Origin of the sequence: Amycolatopsis sp. cmx-4-61 (assembly GCF_046548775.1) — a bacterium.
GTDB lineage: Bacteria > Actinomycetota > Actinomycetes > Mycobacteriales > Pseudonocardiaceae > Amycolatopsis.
Genome location: NZ_JAEBEI010000027.1, coordinates 1 through 20787, shown reverse-complemented (window position 1 = coordinate 20787; position 20787 = coordinate 1). Strand labels below are relative to the sequence as shown.

At 69.0% G+C, this 20787-nt stretch carries 19 protein-coding genes; 13 read left to right on the top strand and 6 right to left on the bottom strand.

Annotated features, from left to right (window positions below; translation table 11 throughout):
• Positions 1-1212: an alpha/beta hydrolase family protein gene (locus ACLJOU_RS42355; protein WP_410574922.1), complete on the bottom strand. Its 1212-nt coding sequence runs from the start codon at positions 1210-1212 to the stop codon at positions 1-3.
• 107 nt (positions 1213-1319) lie between these two features.
• Between ACLJOU_RS42355 and ACLJOU_RS42350 the strand changes: the two genes are divergently transcribed.
• Entirely contained in the window at positions 1320-1940 is a 621-nt protein-coding gene (locus tag ACLJOU_RS42350; RefSeq protein WP_410574921.1) for a TetR-like C-terminal domain-containing protein, read from the top strand.
• 487 nt (positions 1941-2427) lie between these two features.
• Here the strand turns inward: ACLJOU_RS42350 and ACLJOU_RS42345 are convergent, their stop codons facing one another.
• Both ACLJOU_RS42345 and ACLJOU_RS42340 read right to left on the bottom strand, forming a co-directional pair.
• Entirely contained in the window at positions 2428-3603 is a 1176-nt protein-coding gene (locus ACLJOU_RS42345; RefSeq protein ID WP_410574920.1) for a zinc-dependent alcohol dehydrogenase, read from the bottom strand.
• Complete coding sequence (locus tag ACLJOU_RS42340) at positions 3600-4586, bottom strand: SRPBCC family protein (protein ID WP_410574919.1); 987 nt, start codon at positions 4584-4586, stop codon at positions 3600-3602. Before ACLJOU_RS42340 ends, ACLJOU_RS42345 begins: the two co-directional genes overlap by 4 nt.
• A gap of 75 nt (positions 4587-4661) precedes the next feature.
• On the opposite strand from ACLJOU_RS42340, the gene ACLJOU_RS42335 reads away from it, so the two are divergent.
• The 7 genes from ACLJOU_RS42335 (at position 4662) to ACLJOU_RS42305 (ending at position 11817) form a co-directional block, all read left to right on the top strand.
• The gene (locus ACLJOU_RS42335; protein ID WP_410574918.1) at positions 4662-5180 is read left to right on the top strand and encodes a helix-turn-helix transcriptional regulator; all 519 of its coding nucleotides are present in this window, start codon (positions 4662-4664) and stop codon (positions 5178-5180) included.
• Positions 5181-5362: 182 nt separating this feature from the next.
• Entirely contained in the window at positions 5363-6616 is a 1254-nt protein-coding gene (locus tag ACLJOU_RS42330; protein ID WP_410574917.1) for a sialidase family protein, read from the top strand.
• Between the two features lie 249 nt (positions 6617-6865).
• Entirely contained in the window at positions 6866-7237 is a 372-nt protein-coding gene (locus tag ACLJOU_RS42325) for a response regulator (protein WP_410574985.1), read from the top strand.
• 214 nt (positions 7238-7451) lie between these two features.
• On the top strand, positions 7452-8228 hold the full coding sequence (locus tag ACLJOU_RS42320; RefSeq protein WP_410574916.1) for a hypothetical protein: 777 nt from the start codon (positions 7452-7454) through the stop codon (positions 8226-8228).
• A gap of 241 nt (positions 8229-8469) precedes the next feature.
• Entirely contained in the window at positions 8470-9027 is a 558-nt protein-coding gene (locus ACLJOU_RS42315; protein ID WP_410574915.1) for a DUF3558 family protein, read from the top strand.
• A 318-nt stretch (positions 9028-9345) separates the two neighbouring features.
• On the top strand, positions 9346-10836 hold the full coding sequence (locus ACLJOU_RS42310) for a flavin-containing monooxygenase (protein ID WP_410574984.1): 1491 nt from the start codon (positions 9346-9348) through the stop codon (positions 10834-10836).
• A gap of 261 nt (positions 10837-11097) precedes the next feature.
• Positions 11098-11817, top strand: coding sequence for a MerR family transcriptional regulator (locus tag ACLJOU_RS42305; protein WP_410574914.1), 720 nt, complete (start codon positions 11098-11100; stop codon positions 11815-11817).
• A 6-nt stretch (positions 11818-11823) separates the two neighbouring features.
• On the opposite strand, the gene ACLJOU_RS42300 is transcribed toward ACLJOU_RS42305, so the two are convergent.
• Positions 11824-12522, bottom strand: a complete 699-nt coding sequence (locus tag ACLJOU_RS42300) for a CPBP family intramembrane glutamic endopeptidase (RefSeq protein ID WP_410574913.1) — start codon at positions 12520-12522, stop codon at positions 11824-11826.
• 272 nt (positions 12523-12794) lie between these two features.
• Positions 12795-13640, bottom strand: a complete 846-nt coding sequence (locus tag ACLJOU_RS42295) for a LysR family transcriptional regulator (protein ID WP_410574912.1) — start codon at positions 13638-13640, stop codon at positions 12795-12797.
• A 70-nt stretch (positions 13641-13710) separates the two neighbouring features.
• Between ACLJOU_RS42295 and ACLJOU_RS42290 the strand changes: the two genes are divergently transcribed.
• Positions 13711-14457: an SDR family oxidoreductase gene (locus ACLJOU_RS42290; RefSeq protein ID WP_410574911.1), complete on the top strand. Its 747-nt coding sequence runs from the start codon at positions 13711-13713 to the stop codon at positions 14455-14457.
• 160 nt (positions 14458-14617) lie between these two features.
• Entirely contained in the window at positions 14618-14914 is a 297-nt protein-coding gene (locus tag ACLJOU_RS42285) for an SDR family oxidoreductase (RefSeq protein WP_410574983.1), read from the top strand.
• On the opposite strand, the gene ACLJOU_RS42280 is transcribed toward ACLJOU_RS42285, so the two are convergent.
• The gene (locus tag ACLJOU_RS42280; protein WP_410574910.1) at positions 14817-15146 is read right to left on the bottom strand and encodes a trypco2 family protein; all 330 of its coding nucleotides are present in this window, start codon (positions 15144-15146) and stop codon (positions 14817-14819) included. The two genes, ACLJOU_RS42285 and ACLJOU_RS42280, sit on opposite strands and share 98 nt — an antisense overlap.
• Before the next feature lie 571 nt (positions 15147-15717).
• On the opposite strand from ACLJOU_RS42280, the gene ACLJOU_RS42275 reads away from it, so the two are divergent.
• From ACLJOU_RS42275 to ACLJOU_RS42265, 3 genes are all read left to right on the top strand, one after another.
• Complete coding sequence (locus ACLJOU_RS42275; protein WP_410574909.1) at positions 15718-17046, top strand: hypothetical protein; 1329 nt, start codon at positions 15718-15720, stop codon at positions 17044-17046.
• Between the two features lie 21 nt (positions 17047-17067).
• Entirely contained in the window at positions 17068-18645 is a 1578-nt protein-coding gene (locus ACLJOU_RS42270) for an FAD-binding protein (protein ID WP_410574908.1), read from the top strand.
• A 418-nt stretch (positions 18646-19063) separates the two neighbouring features.
• A complete protein-coding gene (locus ACLJOU_RS42265) occupies positions 19064-20533 on the top strand; it encodes an endo-1,4-beta-xylanase (RefSeq protein WP_410574907.1) in 1470 nt (489 codons plus the stop codon).
• The last annotated feature ends 254 nt before the right edge of the window (positions 20534-20787 follow it).

Sequence of the window (20787 nt, the reverse complement as noted above, 5' to 3'; positions counted from 1 at the left end):
TCATCCGCCGACGGTGCCGAAGGTGGTGTCCAGCCAGTCGAACATCGTCTGGTGTGCGCGGAACATGGCGCCCATGTGGCAGTGCTCGCCCGCGCCTTCGGTGTCGCTCAAAGTGACCAGCGTCGTGGGCGCGTTGACCAGAGCGTCCCGCACCAGCTGCGGCTGGCCCTGCAGGAAGTGGTCCTGGTCGGCGTCCATGACCAGCGTCGGAGCCGTGATCCGGTCGGCGATCCCGCGCAGGGTGTAGTCACGGGTGCCGCGGATGAAGTCACCGAACGAGGCCGCGCCCATCGCCCACACGCCGTTGTGCAAGCCCCAGCGCAGCTGGGTGCTGACCCCGGCCAGCAGGGTCAGCACCGGAACGGCGACGTCGTCACGCTTCTCGTGCAGCCATTCCGCGAGGAACGGCGGAATAGCCTTGGCGAAGGCGGCGTGGAAGTTGTGGATGCCGTCGTCGAGGATCAACGCGGCGATCCGGTCGTCGAACGCGGCGGCCCGGGCGACCAGGTAGCCACCCAGGCTGTAGCCGAACAAGGCGACCCGGTCGCCGGCGATTTCCGGTCGCCCGAGCGCGTAGTCGAGAACCGGCGTGACCACGGCTTCCCAGTCGGGCCGGAACACGATCCCCTGCCGCCGCAGCACCGCGCCCTGCCCGGGCCCGTCGTAGGCGAGGACGTTGTAGCCCCGGCGCAGCGCGGCCGCCGCCACGGCGAAGTACGACTCCTCCAGCGTGGAGTCGAATCCGCTGGTGTAGACGACGGTGGGCCGGGCCGCGCCCGAGTCGTCGACCAGGAACAGGTAGCCCGGCAAAGTGGTGTCCTCGTACGGGATTTCCACGGCTTCGACCGGAGTGTCGAACAACTCGGTCGCGCGCACGAACGCGTCACGGGAACGCGTGGAAAGCTCCGTCACCTCCGGGTCGTCGGCCGGGTGGTCGCGCAGGAAGAACTCCGCGGTCCGGTAGTAGTTCGACGCCCGCAGCAGCGCCTCCCGCGCGCTCACGCGATGTCCATCGGCCAGGGAACGCTCGCCGATCGCTTCGGCACGCTCGGCGGTCTTCTTCCATTCCGCGTGCCAGGCGGCTTCGTCACCGTCGCCGATCCTCGCCGCGGTGGCCAGGACCTCGCCGAGGTCGGATCCGCCGTAGTTGGCGAACCCGGCGGCGCGCAGGGTCTCGAAGGAGAAGGACTCGTTGTCGAACAGGAAGCGCACGGTGAACCTCCGCGAGGCTAGTCGAGACGGATGCGTTCCGTCTCGGCAAGACGATAGGGAGGGATCGGTCGATACGCAACCGTTCCGTCTCGTGCTAGCGTCGGCCGATGAGCGACACCGTTCCCCCCGGCGGCCCCCGGCGCGCATCCGGCGGGCCGGTCTTGCAGGACGACGTCACCGCGGCGCTGACGGAAGCCTTCTTCACGGAGCTGGCCGCCGTCGGCTACGGAAGGCTCTCGCTGGAAGCGGTGGCCAAACGCGCCGGCGCGGGCAAAGCGGCCATCTACCGCCGGTGGCCCGCCAAGCGCGAGATGACCGTGGCCCTGGTCTCGCAGGTCGCGACGCGGTCGATCAAGGTCGCCGACACCGGCACCCTGCGCGGCGACCTCCGCGCGTTCCTCCAAGACGCGATCGACGCCCTCGGCCACCCCCTGGCCCGCCGCATCGTGCCCGACCTCCTGGCCGAAACCATGCGCGACGAGGAACTCTCCGAGGCCTTCGCGAAGTCCATCCGCGAACCGCGGCGTCACAACGCCGCACAGCTCCTGCGGCGAGCAGCCGACCGTGGCGAGCTTCCCGAGGACTTCGACCTCGAAGTCGGCCTGGACCTCCTGGCCGGGCCCCTCTACTGGCGCGTCGCGGTCGTCCAGTTGCCCACCCGGGAAGAGTACGTCGAGCGGCTGATCGACCACATCGTCCGATCGCTGCGAGGCCATTGTCCCAAGTAGGCCACTGCGTCCCCGCTTGAAGCGTCCACATCGGCTTGAGCACGCGGGGTGACCTGTCGGAACACCCGGCGCGTGAAGCTCGGCCCGCAGGCGTGTCTCCGTTAGTCCGGTCAACAGGCCGATGTCGCCGATGTAGGCGAGGTCGCCGGTGTCGGGATCGTGGCCGCCGAGCAGGAGGTCGCCGAGGTTGCCGGAAAGCCGGTTCTGGCCGGGGCGCCAGCCGCAGATGACGACCTCGGTTGTCTGGATGAGGGCGTGCTTGCACTAGTAGTCCGGGCGTTTGCCGGGCGCGTAGGAGCTTGGCGACGAGGCCTTCGTGGCCGGTGGCGGCGACGTGGTCGAGCAGGTCGTGCGGGGTGCGGCGGTCGGCGGCCAGTTCGGTGAAGGTGAACTGCCGGACGACGGAGCGAGCGCGCCGACGAAGTCGGCGACTGACCGGCAGGCCGGTACATCCGGCCACGCGAACCGGTGGCCGGATGCGTGCCGGTCAGGGCTTGAGGACGACCTTCTCGCAGTTGTCCTGCTTGTTCTTGAACAGCTCGAAGCCGCGGCCGGCTTCCTCGAGCGGCAGGGTGTGGGTGATGATCCGGGTCGGGTCGAGCTCGCCGCGTTCGATGCGCCGCAGCAGCGGTTCCATGTAGCGCTGCACGTGGCACTGCCCGGTCCGCAGGGTCAGCGACCGGTTCATCCACGCGCCGGCCGGGAACTTGTCGAGCAGGCCGCCGTAGACGCCGATCACCGAGACCACGCCGCCGCTGCGGCAGGACATGATCGCCTGGCGCAACGCGTGCGGACGGTCGGTTTCCGACCGCACGGCCTGCTTGACCCGGTCGTAGGCGGCGATGTGCGCGCTGCCGTGGGTGGCTTCCAGCCCGACCGCGTCGATGCACTTGTCGGGGCCGCGGCCGCCGGTCAGCTCCAGCAGCCGGGACCGGACGTCGACCTCGTCGAAGTTCACCGGGATGTGGCCTGCTTCTTCGGCCAGCTGCAGCCGGTAGGGCTCCTTGTCGATGGCGATGACCTTCGCCGCACCCAGGAGCCGGGCGCTGTCCATGGCGAACTGGCCGACCGGGCCGGCGCCCCAGACCGCGACCACGTCGCTGGAGCTGATGTCGCACATCTCAGCGCCCATGTAGCCGGTGGGCAGGATGTCGGAGAGGAACAGCACCTGCTCGTCGGTCAGGTCCGACTCGATCTTGATCGGGCCGACGTCGGCGAACGGCACGCGCGCGTACTGGGCCTGGCCGCCGGCGTACCCGCCGGTGAGGTGGGAGTAGCCGAAGATCCCGGCGACCGGGTGGCCGAACATCTTCTCCGCGATCCCGGCGTTGGGGTTGGAGTTTTCGCAGCACGAGTAGAGGTTCACGGCGCAGGCGGCGCACGCGCCGCAGGCGATCGGGAACGGCACGACGACCCGGTCGCCGGCGCGCAGCTTGCCCGGGTCGACGCCCGGACCGACCTCGAGCACTTCGCCCATGAACTCGTGGCCGAGGACGTCGCCGTCCTGCATGGTGGGGATGTACCCGTCGACCAGGTGCAGGTCCGAGCCGCAGATGGCGGTGGAGGTGATCCGGACGATGGCGTCGCGGTGGTTGAGGATCTTGGGGTCGGGGACGTCGCGGACCTCGACCTTGTTGCGGCCCGCCCAGGTGGTGGCCCTCATGCGTCCGCTCCCTTCTCCAGTTCGGCGTCCGACAGCGGTTGCGCCGGACGCTGCGGGAATTCCTTGCGGGCCTGCTTGCCCCACGGGGCACCGTCGGACCGGACGACTTCGCCGGTTTCCAGGACCTGCTTGAGCCGGCGCAGGTCGTCGTCGAGCTGCTGGTGCGGTTCCTCGCCGTAGTACTTGGCGACCGCCTTGCCGATCGCGCCGCCGGGGATCTCGTAGGCCAGGACGACGTTGACCTCGGTGCTTTCGCCGTCGGGCGCGGGGGTGAACCAGACGGTGCCGGCATTCGGCACGGTCGCTTTCCCGGTCGAGCGCCACGCGATCCGCTCACCCGGCGTCTCTTCGGTGATCTCCGCGTCCCACTCGACGTCCTGGCCGAACGGGGCGCTGGCGGTCCAGTGGCTGGTTCGGTCACCGGTGGTGCGGACCTGCTCGAGGTGGGCCATGAACGAGGGAAGGTTCTCCAGGTCGCGCCAGAACGCGAAGATCTCCGGCGGTGGTTTGCGGATGGTGGTCGTTGCTGTCAGTTCCACGGAATCTCCTTTGCGTGTGCGCCGCGCCGCCGGCGCGGAGCTGGTGTGGTCCCTTCGGGTGGCCTGCACGGCGGTCAGCAGGTCCAGCGCGGTGGTCCCGGCGATGGCGCCGGTGACCCCGGCGAGCCGTCGCCGGCGGCGGCCGCCACGGTGGGCGAGGGCGACGCCGAGCGCGGTCAGGTCCATCGCGTCGCCCGCGACCCGGGTCCACGCCCAGACGCCCTTCCGCCGGCCGGCCAAGAGCCCGGCCGCGTGGACCAGTTCCCGCACACCGACGGCCGGCACCACCGCGCGCGACGTCGCCGAGTCGTCGACGCCGCTCATCCGGCGCACGGTGCGCGGGGCGGCCAGCTGTGCCACGCCCAAGCCCAAGCTCAACCAGCCCAGCCGCCGCACCTGCTCCTGCCTCGTTCGTTCTCCTGCCGGGCTCACCGAGTGCGTCATGGTCCACCTCCGTGTCCGATCGGAGGCAGCTACCCCTCGGCGATCCGGCTAACCCACCGACCCGTTCGAGCGGCCGTGGTTTATCGGGATCCCCGAAGGAAATCCGCCGCCGACGTCGAAGCGGCGCTCACGCCGGACCCGCGGCCGGACCCGCTGGCCGAACTCGCCGCGATCCTCGACGACGTCACCGACCCGGCGCTGCGGGCCCGGCTCGTCCGGGTGCACCGCGCGCTGCGGGGCGAGGCACCCGAGCCGGCGAACCGGCCGAGCTTGGCGCCGCGGGAAGTGGACGCACTGCGCTTGGTGGCGGTGGGTGCCACCAACGTCGAGATAGCGGCCCGGCTCGGGCTCAGCACGGAGACGGTGAAGGCGTACCTGCGCACGGCGATGCGCAAGCTCGACGTGCACACCCGCACCGCGGCCGCCTACGCGGCCCGGCAGGCGGACGTTCTTTGGCTGCCCGTAGCCACGGGCGGCCCGCCGGGCAAGCTCGGTCCACGGGGTGGTGCCGAACCCTTGCCGGAAAAAGTGATTTTGCGGTCGGTCGCGAAGCGAAGCCCGGCTCGTTCATCCCAAGAAATTTACATTTCCTGAATTCGGCCATACGCGCCGTAGATACGGTTCCCTGTCCTTGACAGTGGCGAGGCCGGCGAGTTTAGTTCACTGTTCAGACGAAGTGGTCCAGCGAGGCGCTGCCGAACCCGCACCTTCTTCCCGAAACGAGGCCATGCACACGGGCGTGCGTGGTGGGCGGGGGCGTCACCGAGGAGGCAATCGTGCAGGATCGCCACGCATCACCCGCAGACGATCCGGCCGCCGGCCGTTCGCGGTTCTCGCGTCGGATGTTCCTCGGCGCAGGCGCAGGCGTTGCCGCCGGGGCGACGTTGGGACTGGCTGGGCCGGCGTTCGCGGACACGGGCAAGGTGCGTGGAGAAACTCCGTTCGGGCCCGTTGTCGTGGCGGACCCGGGAGGACGGGCGTCCTACGCCCGGGCCGTGCGTCTTACCGCCGGGCGGCCTGCCGGGATGTCGCGGACGCTGCTCGCGACGTTCCAAGGGGGAGGCGGTCCGGGCTTCCCGCTCTACCGCAGCGACGACGATGGCCGCACCTGGGAGAAGCAGGGCAGTGTGCCCAACGCCGATGAGGCCACCGGAGTCTCCCTTCAGCCGTTCCTGTACGAACTGCCCCGGGCGTTCGCGGGCTTGCCCAAGGGCGCATTGCTCTTCGTCTGCAACTGGCTGGACAGCTTCACCAGCACCGATATCCAGCTTTATGCCAGCACGGATGGCGGCCTCACCTGGCGGTTCCTGAGCACGGTTGCCCGGGGCGGACCGCCCGACACGACGAACGGCGCGACGCCGGTGTGGGAGCCTTTCCTGCTGCTGCACGACAACAGGCTGATCTGCTACTACTCCGACCAGCGGGACCCGCACTTCGGCCAGAAGCTCGCCCACCAGACCAGCACGGACCTGCACACGTGGGGTCCCGTGGTCGACGATGCGACCGGAACGACGTACCCCGAACGACCGGGCATGACGACCGTGGCCAGACTGAACAGGGGCCTGTGGATCATGACCTACGAATTCGGGGCGCCCGACGACCCCGACAACCCCGATCAGAACAATTACACCTACCACGTGCACTACCGGATCGCGAAGGACCCGGAGTCGTTCCGGTTCTCCAGGGACACCCCGCTCCTCGACCGGAATGGCGATGCGCCGAACGGAGCGCCCGTGGTGTCGTGGACTGAGTCGGGTGGGCCGGACGGAACGATCATCGTCACGGACAACGACAATCAGGACTTCTTCATCAACCGCGACCTCGGCAACGCCGGGAAGTGGACGCGGCTGTCCTCGCCCATGCCGGCCGGGTACAGCCGGTTCACCATTCCCCTCGACAGTCTCCGGAGCCCTCGGAAGCGTGGCCTGGTCTTCGTCATCACGGGAGCACAGTACGGAAAGTCCGCGCCCGTCGAGGCGGGCATCATCTCGGTGGACGACTGCGAGAACGCGGACCCCCGACGGCAATAGCGATACCGCCCGCTCCGGCGACTGCGCGGGCCCGGTGGTAGGCGGCTTCGCCCCTGCTGACGTTCCGAACTACGCGTCCCGCGGGCGGTCGCCGGTGATACGGGCGGCCTCACGTGCCGCGATCTCGACACGATCGTGGAACTCGGGCCACGCGTCGGGAAGGTTGCTGACCGTCGGGCGTGTCTCCTCGCGGCGGGCGAGGAAATCCTCTGATTGAGTGCGGTCCACCAGCCACTCGCCCGCGTGGTCATGATCGCGGATGACGAGGCGGCCATCCGTGAGTCGCTGGAGCGGGTGCTCCAGGTCGAGGGTTACGACACCAGCACCGTCGCCGATGGTCTCGCCGTGCTCGGCGGGGTCGGTGACGACGCGCCGGATCTGCTGATCCTCGACGTGATGACGCCCCGCCTCGGCGGCGTGGAGACCTGTGGAAAACAGCCCATGAACGTTTGCGGTTGTGGCCCAAGGACGGCACCTGGGACAAGATCCTCGACCGTGCCAGGCGCCGGGTGCGCCTTCGTCCCGTTCCCGGGCAGCGCCGCCAGCTACATCATCGCGAAGAAGGTGGCCAACCTGGCCGTCAGCGGTCGCCGTTCCGCGGCTCGACGTTCTCGTCGATGAGGACGGCGCCGCGCCGAGGCCGGAATGCCGATGCGTCCAGGTCGAATCCGGTCCATCGTTGGGGCGGCAGCGTGCGACTCCCTCGGTCTGGCAGTGGCGGGGCTCGCGGGCCCGTTGCTCTGGAGCTGGCAGGATGTGGTGCAGGGGAGTCGTGCTCGCCGGACGCGCGGTCCCTTTCCGGCCCGAGGATTGGACGCAATTGGGACGCTCGTCGGTGTTCACTTTCCAGTACATCGCCATCGACACGGAGGCTGGTGTCACGCCGGAGGAGTTCGAGACCTTCGTGCGTGGTGAAGGGGTTCACCTGCCCTTGTACCCGGGGTGGCGGTGGACTCTGCTGCGCGGGTTGCGCGGAGAGCGGACCGGGCAGTACCTGATGCTGTACGAGATCGAGAGCGCCGAGCAGCGCGACCGCTACGTCACGGCCCGGGGTGAGCAGACCGAGCTGGCCCGGCGCTTCTGGGCGCGGCACCCGGAGGCGGAGGTGGTGCTGGCTCGGTGGCGGCGGCTGGGCACGTACGGTGAGCTGCCGACGTTGTTCACCGACTACCGGCTGCTGGCCGACAATCCGCGGAGCACAGTCACGCCCGGTCCCCGCTACCGCGACCGCCCGGGGGAGGAGCCCGTCGCCCGGGTGGTCGGGATCCACAACCTGGCGTTGCGCGCCGGGGTGACCGAGGAGATGTTCGACCGCTTCATCGCCGAGAACCACCACCGGATCGACGACTACCCGGGCTGGCGGTTCCACGTGCTCAAGGGCGAGCGGGGCAACCGCCTCGACCAGTACGTGATGATGATGGAGATCGCGAGCCTGGACGCGCTGGACGTCTTCTACCCCGAGCCCGACATCGCCACCGGCGAGGCCGCGGAATTCGCGGCTGCCCACCGCGACACCAAGCAGATGTACGAAGAGTGGAAGCAGTTGGCCTCGTTCTCGGGCTCACCGCAGATCTACACGGACTACCTCGCCGTCGCGGAGAACCCGGCGTAGTCCCGCACGACCGGGGCGGCCCGGGATCGAGTGCTGGCGGGTGCGGAGCCAGTCGAGCATCTCGCCGGATCGCCTGCACCGCTCGGGGTTTTCGCTGGCTCGGTCATGGTGGCGAAGTCTCCTCCGGTCGTGTCGATCACGGGTGTCCTCGGCGGGCGAAGCGCCCGATCACGCGGGCCAGCTCAGGCGTTGCAGATCCGGTTGGGGACCCCTCCCAGGGGGCCGCGATTACGGTGCGCGTGTGCTGCGACTGATATTCGTTGTCCTGTTGATGAGCGTGGCCGCCTGCGGCACGCCTGACCAGCCCGCGAACCCGGTGAAGTCTTCGTCGACCACGACCGGCTCGCCGCTGTCGCCTACGCTGTCGTCTACGCCGTCGACCACTCCGGTCATGCCTACGTTGGCGAGCCTGGCCGAGCATCCTTGTCAGGCGCTGAGCCACGAGAACACCGTTCAGCTGAATGTGTTCGTCGAGGGTGCGGAAACTCCGGACCCGAGCGGCAAGTCGTGCCAGTGGGGTGCGAGCGGCGCACTACTGAGCTTTACGGCCTACCCGACGGCTGACAAGACCCAGGATCAGGACGCCCAACACCTCACTGTCAGCGAAATCGAGGGACACCGGGCGCTGCTCGGCACATTCTCGCGCAACGACATCACCTCGTACTCGATCCTGGTCGCGTCCAGCCCTGGTCAGTCGTTCCGGGTCGTGGCAACCACCCTCGGTCCGGGCGGCCCTGGACCGGACACGCTCACCGTCGGGAAGGATTGCGCAGCGGCCATCATCCACCGCTTGAGCTAGTGCTTCGCCAAGGAAGGTTGGCGTTGTAATCGTGTCGCGTGGACATCTGGTCTGGTGATTGCGAGGCTGGCCCGTGGAGGTGAGTCATGGCGCGTCAGCCCGAGGTGTTCGCGCGGTCGTTGGAGCCGGAGGCCCAGCGGCTGGTCAAAATCATCGCCGTCAACTCCAAGATCCGCCGCCCCGATCACCTACCCGACGTTGCTTGATGGAGCACTAGGTCGTCGGCATATCCTCATTGCACGATGGGTTGGCATAGGTGGCAGCCGCCGGGATGATGGGCGGCCTGGGTGCGCCGATCGTCCCGGGGAGGGGCAGCCTGTGCGAGCGTGTGTTGTCGGGGCGGGACCTGGGGGAATCGTCACCGCCAAAGTGTTGCTGGAACACGGCTTCGACGTCACGGTCTTCGACAAGTACCAGCGGGTCGGCGGGATCTGGTCACCGGGTGGCTGCTACGACGGGCTGGCCAACCAGTCCGCACGCCGCGTCTTCGAGTTCGCGGACCTGCCCAACCGCCTGCACTTCGCCGGCGCCGTGGATACCCAGCGCTATCTGGAGGACTACGCCGGGACCTTCGGCGTGCTGGATCGTCTCCGAGCGGGCACCGAGGTGATCTCCATCCGGCCGGTGGACGGGCCCGGACGGGTGGGCGCCTCCGGCTGGTCGGTCGACTCCCGGGCCGCCGGGGACGAGGCGGCGCGGGTTCGTCGCGAAACGTTCGACTACGTCGTGGTCGCCAGCGGGGCCCATCATCACGTCCGGCGGCCCGACCTGCCCGGACGTGAGTTGTTCGGCGGAACCGTGCTGCACTCCAACGAGGTGCGGGCCGGGACGTTCGCCGGCCGGCGGGTGGTCGTCGTGGGCGGCGGCAAGTCCGCACTGGACCTGGTCACCCGCGCCGGGCGCGAGGCAGCCTCGGCCACGATCGTGCAGCGCAAGGTGAACTGGATGGTCCCCGAACGGCTCCTGCTCGGTCTGGTCGGCTACAAGTGGATCCTGTTCACCCGGTTCGGTGAGGCGCTGCTGCCTCGTTACCACGACCCGGCCTGCGTCCGCCCGATCGACCGCGTCAACGACCGGGTCAAGCGAGCTGTGTGGTGGCTCATCACCCGCGACATGCTGATTTCCACGGGGCTGCACCGGCTGCCGAAGGAGCTGCGGCCCGCTCACCCGCTCCCCTTCCACCTGGCACACGTCGGAGTGATGCCACGCGGCTACGCACGGGCCGTCCGTCGCGGCCTGATCGCCGCCAAGGTCAGCGCTGTCGAGGCGTATACCGACAAGGGGCTGCGCCTGGCGACCGGCGAGGAAGTGGCGGCGGATGTCATCGTGTTCGCCACCGGCCACCACAAAATCTTCCCGTTCCTGGATCCGGACGTGCAGGTGCACGATCCCGCCGGGCGGATACGCCTCTACCGGGGCATCGTGCCACCCGGCGCCGACCGGCTGGGATTCGTCGGATTCCGGCAGGTCTTCAACAACATCATGGGCGTGGAACTCACCGCGCACTGGCTGGCCCGTCACTTCCGGTCGACACTGCGCACGGCCCCGAGTGAGCAGGAGATGCAGCGGCGCGTCGACGCTCGCCTGACCTGGCAGGAGCGGGTGCTTCCGGGCTCCGGTGGCTACGACTTCGGCCCCTACGACATCCACTGCGCGGACGAACTCCTGCACGACATGGGTCTACCGTCCCGCCGCGCCGGCAACCTGTTGGCCGAGTACCTGCTTCCCGGCGGACTCGCACATCGCTATGCGGGCCTGACCAGCTCGAATTCCGCGACTCGGAAGCAGAACACGTCACGGAACACCTAGTGTCCTGCGCCAGAGGGGTCTCACCGTCTTCTCTCGGACGTGGCAGTCGGCGGGGGAGTCGGCGGTCTTGAGATCGATCCGGAGCCGCTTGAGCGCGGCCAAGTGGGGGACGAGCGCTGGGTCCTCACGCGTGGTCTGTCGGCACGGTCAGCTCATCGAGCCAGCTGAGAATGCGATCCGCTCATCGGGTACTTGCCGGATGGCGGTACGACCGATGCCGGGTCAGGCTTGGTCAGTGCGACGGAAAGGAGACGAGACACGATGTGGAGCACGCGGCAGCTCGCCGACCTCGCCGGTACCACCGTCAAGACCGTCCGGCACTACCACCGGATGGGGCTGCTGGAGCTGCCCGAACGTGCGCCCAACGGGTACAAGCGGTACCGGACGACGCACCTCGCGCGGCTGTTGCAGATCAAGCGGCTGGCCGAGCTCGGTCTCTCCCTCGCCCGGATCAAGGCCATGGAACGCGGCGGAGAAGGCTCCGAGGACACGATCGACGTGCTCGACGCCGAGCTTGCGGCCGAGATCGAGCGCCTGCAGCGGACCCGGGAGGAGCTGGCGACCCTCCGTGAGCACCGCGCTCCCCTCGACGTCCCGGCGCCGTTCGGGCCGGTCGCGCACGGGATGTCGGCGCAGGACCGTGCCCTGCTGACCGTGTTCTCGGCAACCTTGCGGGAGGAGGCGCTCGACGACCTCCGCCGGCTCATCGCGGAACCGACCGACAACGACGTCGACGAGGATTTCGACCGCCTCCCCGCAGACGCTCACGATGAGGCGATCGAGACCCTCGCGGGCCGGCTGGCGGGGTCGATCCGGCGGAGCCACGCCCGGTTCCCGTGGATGACCGTCCCCGGTTCGGCGGGAACGCGTGGCCGGGAGCTCGCCGAAGCCGCGCTCGGACCCGCTGTCGTCGAGCGGTTGAACGCCGCCCAGCTCAAGACGCTCGTCCGCGCCCATACCTTGGTCGAGGCGCAGAGCTGAGCACGCTCAGCCGCCGGTGATGCCGTGGTAGAGGATGCCCGCGCTGTTGTAAACGGTGTGTACCACCACGCCCGGCCAGAGGGAGCCGGAGAAGCGCAGGAGTATCCCGGCGCCGAGCCCGACGGCGAACGCGAGCGGCATGACGGCGTTGAGGCCATGGGCGAGCGCGAACACCGCCGCGCTGACGAGCACTCCGGCCCAGGAGCCCCAGCGGAAGAGGAAATTCGCGATCACCCCGCGGAACAAGGCCTCTTCACCGAGCGGCGTGAGCACCCCGCCAAGCGCGATCGTCACCACGAGGGACAGCACTCCGGCTCCCGCCGCGTCGCGGTAGCTCTGCTGGACGCTCTCCGAGCCGGGGAAGAACGGGTCGAACAACGCCGAGATCGGCCAGCTCAGGCCGAAATACGCGAGACCGGCCGCGACGCCGACGAGTAGCCATCCGGGGTGCACGCGCCGCATTCCGAAAGAGCCGACGTCGCGGATGCGGACGAGCAAGGCAGCGGCGAACGCGCCCAGCGGCGCGAGCCCCGAGACGAGGAAGTTCGCCTGGCCCGGAGACACCGGGGAATCGGCGGGAAGCCGCAGGGCGATCACCGAGCCGACCAGGTACAGGACAGCCGCGGTGAGTACCGCGACACCCAGTTCCGGCCAGCCTGGCCGACGACAGTCCCGCGCCTGAGCAATTTCGTGCGTAGCGTTCATGGCCGCGAGTGTCGACCGTGCCCTTGGGGCAGGGTCAACCCGACATCTTCCGGACAAATGCCACCGGATGTCTCCGTGCCGGCCGTGAGGATGCCGGCGACCGGCTGTGGGAGCGGCATGGTGTGTAGGTAGTCCCGCGGAGTGTTCGCCGCCGCGTCGGCGCTGAGCCCGTTCCGATTCTCCGAGATGTCGCAGGGCTGCTGGTCAGCGCGGGTGGCCGACTTTTGGAACCCCACAGCCGAGGTTTCTGGGGTATTCCGGCCGTAACCAGGTCAGACCTGGTTCAGCTCGGTCTTGACGGAGGTCGCGGCGCGGATGAAGGCGGCGACCTGGCGAGAGGTGGACTCCCGGTGCCAGGCGATCACGAGGGTGGCCTGCTCGGCGTCGAAGACAGGACGACTGACCGTACCGGGTGGCAGCCGGTCACGGATCGATTCCGGGAGCACCGCGACCATCCGCCCGAGCCGGACGAGCTGCAGCAGTTGGTCGGTGTCGGTGACGAGGTGGCCCGTCACCTCGGGGCGGGACTCTGGCCAGCGGGGCTGGGTTACGCCGCGCAGGTCGGCCATCGACACCTCGGTGCGGGCGGTCAGGGGGTGGCCGTCCGGAAGCACCACGACCTGGCCTTCGACGTGCAGGTCGTCGCTGTCCAGGCCGCTCAGGTCGTTCTGCGGCCGGTGCAGCAGTGCGAGGTCGGCGCGGCCGTCGCGGACCATCGCGGCGCGTTCGCCGACGCTGAAGGCGAGGTCGACCGGAACGGCGTCGGGGGTGGCAGCGTAGCGGTCCAGGATCGGCTGCAACAGGCCGGCGTCGCTGCCGGGTTTGAGCGCCAGGACCAGCCGCGGGGTGGTTGCCGCCGCCCTGCGCGCACGGCGCACCGCGGCGGCCACCGCATCCAGTGCGACGCGTCCCTCGGCCAGGAACACCTCCCCGGCCGCCGTGAGACGGACCCCGCGACTGGTGCGGTCCAGCAGGGTGAGGCCCATCCGCTGTTCGAGCAGGCGGATCGCCCGGGACAGGGGTGGCTGGGCGATGCCCAGCCGCTGGGCAGCCCGGCCGAAGTGCAGTTCCTCGGCGACCGCGACGAAGTAGCGCAGTTCCCGGGTCTGGACGTCCATACAAGGAGGGTATCGAGCGAGATCAGCCCGGTCCTGGCCTGGGGGGAACGACAGGTGGTTCGCTGGTCATATGAGTGATGACGCAACGATTGCCCTGGTGACGGGGGCGAACAAGGGGATCGGGCGGGCCGTCGCGGGCCGGCTCGCGAGGCTCGGGATGACGGTGTTGGTCGGGGCCCGAGACCTGGAGAAGGGCGCCGAGGCGGTGGCCGAGATCAGCGCGGCCGGTGGTATCGCGCACCCGATCGGCCTCGACGTGACCGACCAACGCGGGGTGAGCGCGGCGGCCCAGCAGATCGCCGAGCGGTTCGGCCGGCTGGACGTCCTGGTCAACAACGCCGGCATCTCCGGCGACCTCGGGGCGCAGGCGCCGGGCTCCGCACACCTCGACGCAGTGCGGGCGGTGTTCGAGACGAACGTGTTCGGTGTCGTCACCGTGATCGAGGCGATGCTCCCGCTGCTGCGCCGTTCGGCCGCGGCGCGGATCGTGAACGTCTCCAGCGGCACCTCGTCGATGACGTGGACGACCGATGCCACCCACTACCTGAGCCGGATGCCGGGTTCGCTGGGCTATCCGGTGTCGAAGGCGGCGCTGAACATGCTCACGGTGCAGTACGCAAAAGCGCTGTCACGCGAAGGGATCCTGGTGAACGCGGTCGCGCCTGGTGCGTGTGACACGGACTTCGCCAAGGGCCTGCCGTTCAAGCTGACTCGGACCGCAGCCGAGGGCGCCGCGATCGTGGTGCGGCTGGCCACGCTCGGGCGGGAGTCCCCGACGGGCGGCTTCTTCGACGACAACGGCAGGCTGCCTTGGTGAGGGGCCGGAAGGCAGGACGACGGGTGCGCTGAGGGCAGGGCAGCGCTGGTCACCTGTGGCTCACGCGGAATCGGCGCGGCGGTCGTGCGACGTCTAGCAGTCGACGGGGCAGCGGTGGCCATCGAATACCGGACCCAGGCCGACGCGGCCGCACGGCTCGCTGCCGAGCTCAACACCGGCGTCCAAGGCCGCCGTCGAGGCGGTGGTGCTCAACCTCGCCGTGGAGCTGGGACGCCGCGGCATCACGATCAACGCGATCGCTCCGGGCGGGGTCACGACCGAATGCCCGCTTCCGCCGAGGCCGGCTACTTCCCGGTGCCGACCCCGCCGCGACCACGTGTCTCTCCTGGACCGTCGGCTCAGCGCTCGAGGTGCCCGGACACGGGCCCCGGCCCCGCCGGACGGTCCTGGCTCCCGGAGACCAGCAGGTCACCACCACCAGGCGCGCGCGGGGTGAGCGTCAGCTTCACCTTGTGGGTCCGGCCCCGGGCCACCCCACCCTCGGCGTCGGCGGAAACCACCCACGCCTTGAACCCGGCCTTCACCTTCGCGTCCTGCCGCATCTCCACCGCGAACTCCAGCTCGATCGGCCCGACCACGAACTCGACCGCACTGCCCGCCCCGCGCGCCGCGGCCGCCATCAGCTCGTCCCGCACCGACGCCACCGCGTCCGCCAACTCGATCTCCATGCCCCCAGCCTCGCAGCACACCCGCAGCATGCAACAACCACCACTCGGAACCCGCCACAGCCAAGATCAAGCCCGGGGACTGTCGCGGTCGTCCGCTGCGGCGAGGGGCAGCTCGGACTTCGGGCTGCTGTAGGAGCGCCGCGGCCGCCACCAGACCCACTGCGCCGCGCCTGCACGCAATGGCTGCCGTGGTACGCGTACTCCGCTGGTTCCGTTTCTTCGGAAAGTCATCCGGAACGACTGCTCGACGACGTCCGCGCAGCTGCCGAATGGCTCGGTCACCTGGACGAAAGCCCGTCCGACAGCGACCTGGCCGCCGAGCGGGCCCGATGACGAGCAATGCCTGCTGCGCATCCACCACCAGGTCCGTTTCCGCCACAACCTGAGCGCGGCAGGCCGAGCCGTCGTATTTCCCTACCGGGTGAAGTGGCCGACGGGTGGGTTATCTCCCCGAGGCCACCCTGCTACGCTGATTCCAGCGGCGCTGTGGACGAATTCCGGTAAACGCAATCAACCATTTCCTTTCGGCGTGCCCAGGTGACCTCTCCGCGAAAGCTGGAAGGAAACACGCATGAATGGCTCTTCCGTCGGACCTCCGCTCGCGGGCGTGCCGTACATGGACCTCTTCCAGACGCAGATCGAGGGCATCGCGCGTCACATCCGCGACACCCAGATCCCCGGGATCCGCGAGGCGATGAAAATCGCCTACGAGTGCCGGGCCGCCGGCGGCCGGCTCTTCTCGCACGTCCTGGTGGGGCACTTCGCCATGTTCGCGGCCAGCCCCGGCGTGCCCGGGCAGCCCTCGGTGCTGCCGCAGCGCGCCGACCGGAACATCTCCGCGGACTACAACCGGATGAAACCGGGTGACTTCCTGCTCACCAACGGCGCTTCGCTCATCAACCCCGACAAGGGAACCATCCCGGACGTCGGCCCGGACGAAGCTCGCGCCCGCGGCGCGTACACCGTCGGCATCACCTGCAGTTACGCTCGTTTCTACAAAACGCCCGTCGGGGCTTTCGTGCCGGTCAAGATGCTGACCTCACTGGAGCAGATCTGCGACCGCGTGCTCGACAGCGGCTGCACCTGGAGCTGCGGTGTGATCTCGACCCCGGCGATTCCCCAGTTCAAGATCATTTCTTCCAGTGGCCTCTCGCAGTTCCTGGTCTACTGGGCCTGCACGGCCGCGTTGTGCCGGCAGATCGGCACCGAGGGCGCCGACGACGGGGCCGGCGCGGCCGCCGAATACCTCGACCGGGCCCTGGAAAGCTTCGCGCTGATCCGCGAACACGAGTTCGAGTTGATCGACCGCGTGGCGCGGGCCTGGACCGACCGCGTCCTGCTCTTCGCCGGGGCCGCGACGCACCCGCGCATTCTCGTGTACGGGCACCCGCAGGTCGGAAAGCCCTACGAGGGCACGCAGAACATGTTCGTCAACGAGGCCTACGAGACGGCCGCCGGCAGCATGATCATGCAACCCTACGACCTGTACAAGAGCCAGCTCCAGCCCAGCGACATCGTGCTCATCGGCGCGATCAGCCCGGCCGACAGCGACGAAATCCAAGTCGCCCGGTACGCCCAGCAGATCGGCGCGATGGTCGTCGCCTTCGGTCCCTTCGCCGAGCGGGAAGGAGCCGGCACCCTCCGCGACTACGTGGATGCCGCCATCGACACGCACAGCGGCGACGGCGCGGGCATCCTCGACATCCCGGGCTTCGCCGAGCCGGTCTGCCCGACCAGCGGGCTGTCCGGGAACCTCGTGCTCTGGCTGCTGACCGCGCAATGGACCTACCACATGGTCCAGCGCGGCCAGACACCCAACTTCTGGCAGAACTACTGGGAAGTCGGGGCACACGAGTACGACGACCGCGCCCAGGCGGACTTCCTCGAGCGCGGCTACTGAACCCACAGGGGAGTGCTGACCATGTCCGCGAGCATCGGTTCCCGTCCCGTCGTGCTGAGCGACCGGCAAGGCTTCGACCGGCGCTGGTTCGCCCCCGCACTCGAAGCCGTTTACGTCCCCAAGACCGACACCGAGGCGGTCACCCAGGTCGGCGAGGCCATTTCCCGCTACGGGCGCGACGTCAAGGTCGTGTCCGGGCGCCACTGCTACGAGAACTTCGTCTACAACGAGACGACCAGGGCCATCGTCGACATGTCCACGATGAACCGGGCCGGCTGGGACGACCGGCGGGGCGCCTACTTCATCGAGGCCGGGTGCGAGAACTGGTCCGCCTACCGGGTCCTGCTGAACGGGTTCGCCAAGACGCTGCCCGCCGGGAGCTGCTACTCGGTCGGCGCCGGAGGGCACATCACCGGCGGCGGCTACGGCCTCCTGTCGCGGCTGCACGGCCTGACCGTCGACCACCTCAGCGCCGTCGACATCGTGACGTGGAACGCGCCGGCGAACCGCGCGGAACTGCACCACGTGTCGGCGAAGAGCACGTCGGCCGACGAACGAGACCTTCTGTGGGCCCTGCAGGGGGCGGGCACCGGCAATTTCGGGGTCATTCTGCGTTATTACTTCGAGAGGCTGCCGGACGCTCCGGAATTCGCTTCGATCTACACGCTGTCCTGGAACTGGGCGTCGCTCACCCCGAACTCCTTCGCGGACCTGCTCGCCGCGTACGCGGATTTCGTGCAGGACATGCCCGACACCGATTTCAGCTTGCTCAAGCTCACGCACGTTTCGGCCGGTCAGCTCGGGATGATCGTCCAGTCCGTGTCCCCGGAAGGAGCCACCCGCCTCGACCACCAGGCCGAGGCCGGGCGGCGGTACACCGAAGCGCTGACCCGGTTCGAGGCGATCGCCGAGCAGACACCGCTGGAGAACCCGCTCAGTGGTCATCCCGGCTGGACGACGGCCCCGGCCGGCAACGGCAACGTGCAGCACGTCACCTACCTCGAAGCACTGCAGACCCTGAACGGCTCAGGGCCCAACCAGTTCGGCAAGTACAAGTCCGCGTACATGAACAAGGCGTTCCCGCCGGAGCAGAGCGCGGCGATCTACCGCTGGCTCAACACGACCCCGAAGGGTGTGCCCGCGTCGGACATGAGCCAGAGTCTCCTGCAGGTCGACAGCTACGGCGGGGCCATCAACCGTGTCGCGTCCGACGCGACCGCGGTCCCCCAGCGCAACGCGATCATGAAGCTGCAGTACCAGACCTACTGGCTGAACGCCGCCCGCCCCGGCGAGAAGATCCCGGACGACACCCAGGCCGACGCGCACCTGAGCTGGATCAACGAGTTCTACCGCGACGTCTACGCGAAGTACGGCGGATTTCCCGACCCGGCCCGCGACCCGAGCGGAACGGTGGCCGGCGCGTACTACAACTACCCGGACGACGTGCTCGGCACCCACGCCACGCGCAACGTCGACAACGCGCTGTGGCTCTACTTCCTGGACAACTTCCGGACCAACCCGCGCAACCTCGTCACCGTGAAGCGCCGCTGGGACCCGGCGAACGTCTTCCACCACGCGCAGTCGATTCCCCTGCAGTGAGCCGGAACGGACGCTAGCTCGACGACCCCGGCTTCGCGAGACCCCAGGTTTCTCAGCGCCGTCCGTCCGGGCCGAGATGGTCGTACAGCTTCTGGGCGTGCCCCGGTTGAGCACCGCGAAGGCGGCCTGCTGCCGCTGGTGCGGCGCTCCCACCTCGGTCCGCAGTGCGCCGAGCCGGCGGCGACCGGCCGGATCGCGTGGGCGGCAGGTCGTGCGTCGTGGCGTGATCACCGTTGCGGGCAAACAGGATTCGTCCCTTATCGGAAGCTCGCCCGGGTAAGTTTCACGCTCGCTTGGCCGAGCGCGGATTTCCAGTATCGTACGAATCGGTTCGAGGGTGCTGCCGGTACCCCGCCCCGGCAGTCGCCGCGTTCCGACTGCGCCGCACGGAGATGTCGAAGACGCCATCGGAGGTCGCATGCGCCCCTTCACCCGCCAGCCGTGTCGATCACCCCGCTTCCGCCGCGGCGCGCTCGCCGCTGCGCTGGGGCTCGCCGTCGCTCCGGTCTTCGCCTCGGTCACGGCACCGCCCGCGGACGCGGCGTCGACCTTGCGTTCGCTGGCCGAGGCCCAGAACAAGTACATCGGCACCGAGCTGACCGGCAACATGGTGAACAACGCGACGATCACCTCGCTCGCCGGCGCCCAGTTCGACATGGTGACCCCCGGCAACGAGATGAAGTGGGACACCACCGAGCCGGCCAACGGTTCGTACAACTTCGGCCCCGGCGACCGGATCGTATCCTTCGCGCAGGCGCACAACATGCGCGTGCGCGGGCACAACCTGGTCTGGCACGCCCAGCTGCCCGGGTGGGTGAGCGGCCTGCCGCGCAACCAGGTGCAGGGCGCGATGGAAGCCCACATCACCACCGAGGTGAACCACTACAAGGGCAAGATCTACGCCTGGGACGTGATCAACGAACCCTTCAACGAAGACGGCAGCCTGCGCCAGGACGCCTTCACCGCGGCCATGGGGACCGGCTACCTCGCCGACGCGATCCGCACCGCGCACACCGCGGACCCGAACGCCGTGCTGTACATCAACGACTACAACATCGAAGGCGAGAACGCCAAGAGCAACGCACTTTACAGTCTCGCGCAGTCCATGTTGGCCCAAGGCGTACCACTCGGCGGTATCGGTCTGGAAAGCCACTTCATCGTCGGGCAGGTCCCGTCGTCCATGCTGGCGAACATGCAGCGTTTCGCGGCGCTGGGACTGGACGTCGCGGTCACGGAGCTCGACGACCGCGTCCCGCTGCCGGCTTCCGGCGGTAACCTCCAGCAGCAGGCGGCCGACTACGCGACCGTGGTGAAGGACTGCCTGGCGGTCACCCGCTGCCCCGGCGTTTCGCAGTGGGGCGTCGGCGACGCCGATTCCTGGATCCCCGGGACCTTCCCTGGCTACGGCGCCGCGAGCATGTACGACAACAACTACCAGCCGAAGCCCGCCTACAACGCCACCGCAACGGCTCTGGGTGGCGGACCTCCCAGTGGCGGTGGGACCGGGCCGGTGCACGCGGTGGGCGCGGGCAAGTGCCTGGACGTGCCGAACTCGACCACCACGGCCGGCACGCAGCTGCAGATCCGGGACTGCTCCGGCGGGTCGAACCAGAGCTTCACCCTCACTTCGTCGGGCGCGCTCAGCGTGTACAGCGGCGGTGACTGCCTCGACGCCAGCGGCCAGGGCACGAGCCCCGGGACCAAGGTGATCATCTGGCCGTGCACCGGCCAGGCCAACCAGCAGTGGACCGTCCACTCCGACGGAACGGTCACCGGCGTGCAGTCCGGGCTCTGCCTGGACGTCACCGGAGCGTCCACCGCCAACGGCGCTCTCGTCGAACTGTGGACCTGCAACGGCCGGAGCAACCAGCAATGGACGCTCGGCTAGCTACGTAACCACCACGCGCTCGGCCGGGAAAGGGAACTCCGTCCTGCCAAGGTTCAGGCGTCGGCGGTCATGGTCGGCTGCCTCGCCCTGACCGCGGGTGGTGCCGTGACTGGCACCCGCCGCACCGGCCTAGTGCCTCGGCAAGGAACGTTGACGTGGTAACCGTGTCGCGTGGACATCCGAGCTGGTGATCGCGAGGCTGGCCGGTGGAGGTGAGCCATGGCGCGCCAGCCGGAGGTGTTCGCGCGGTCGTT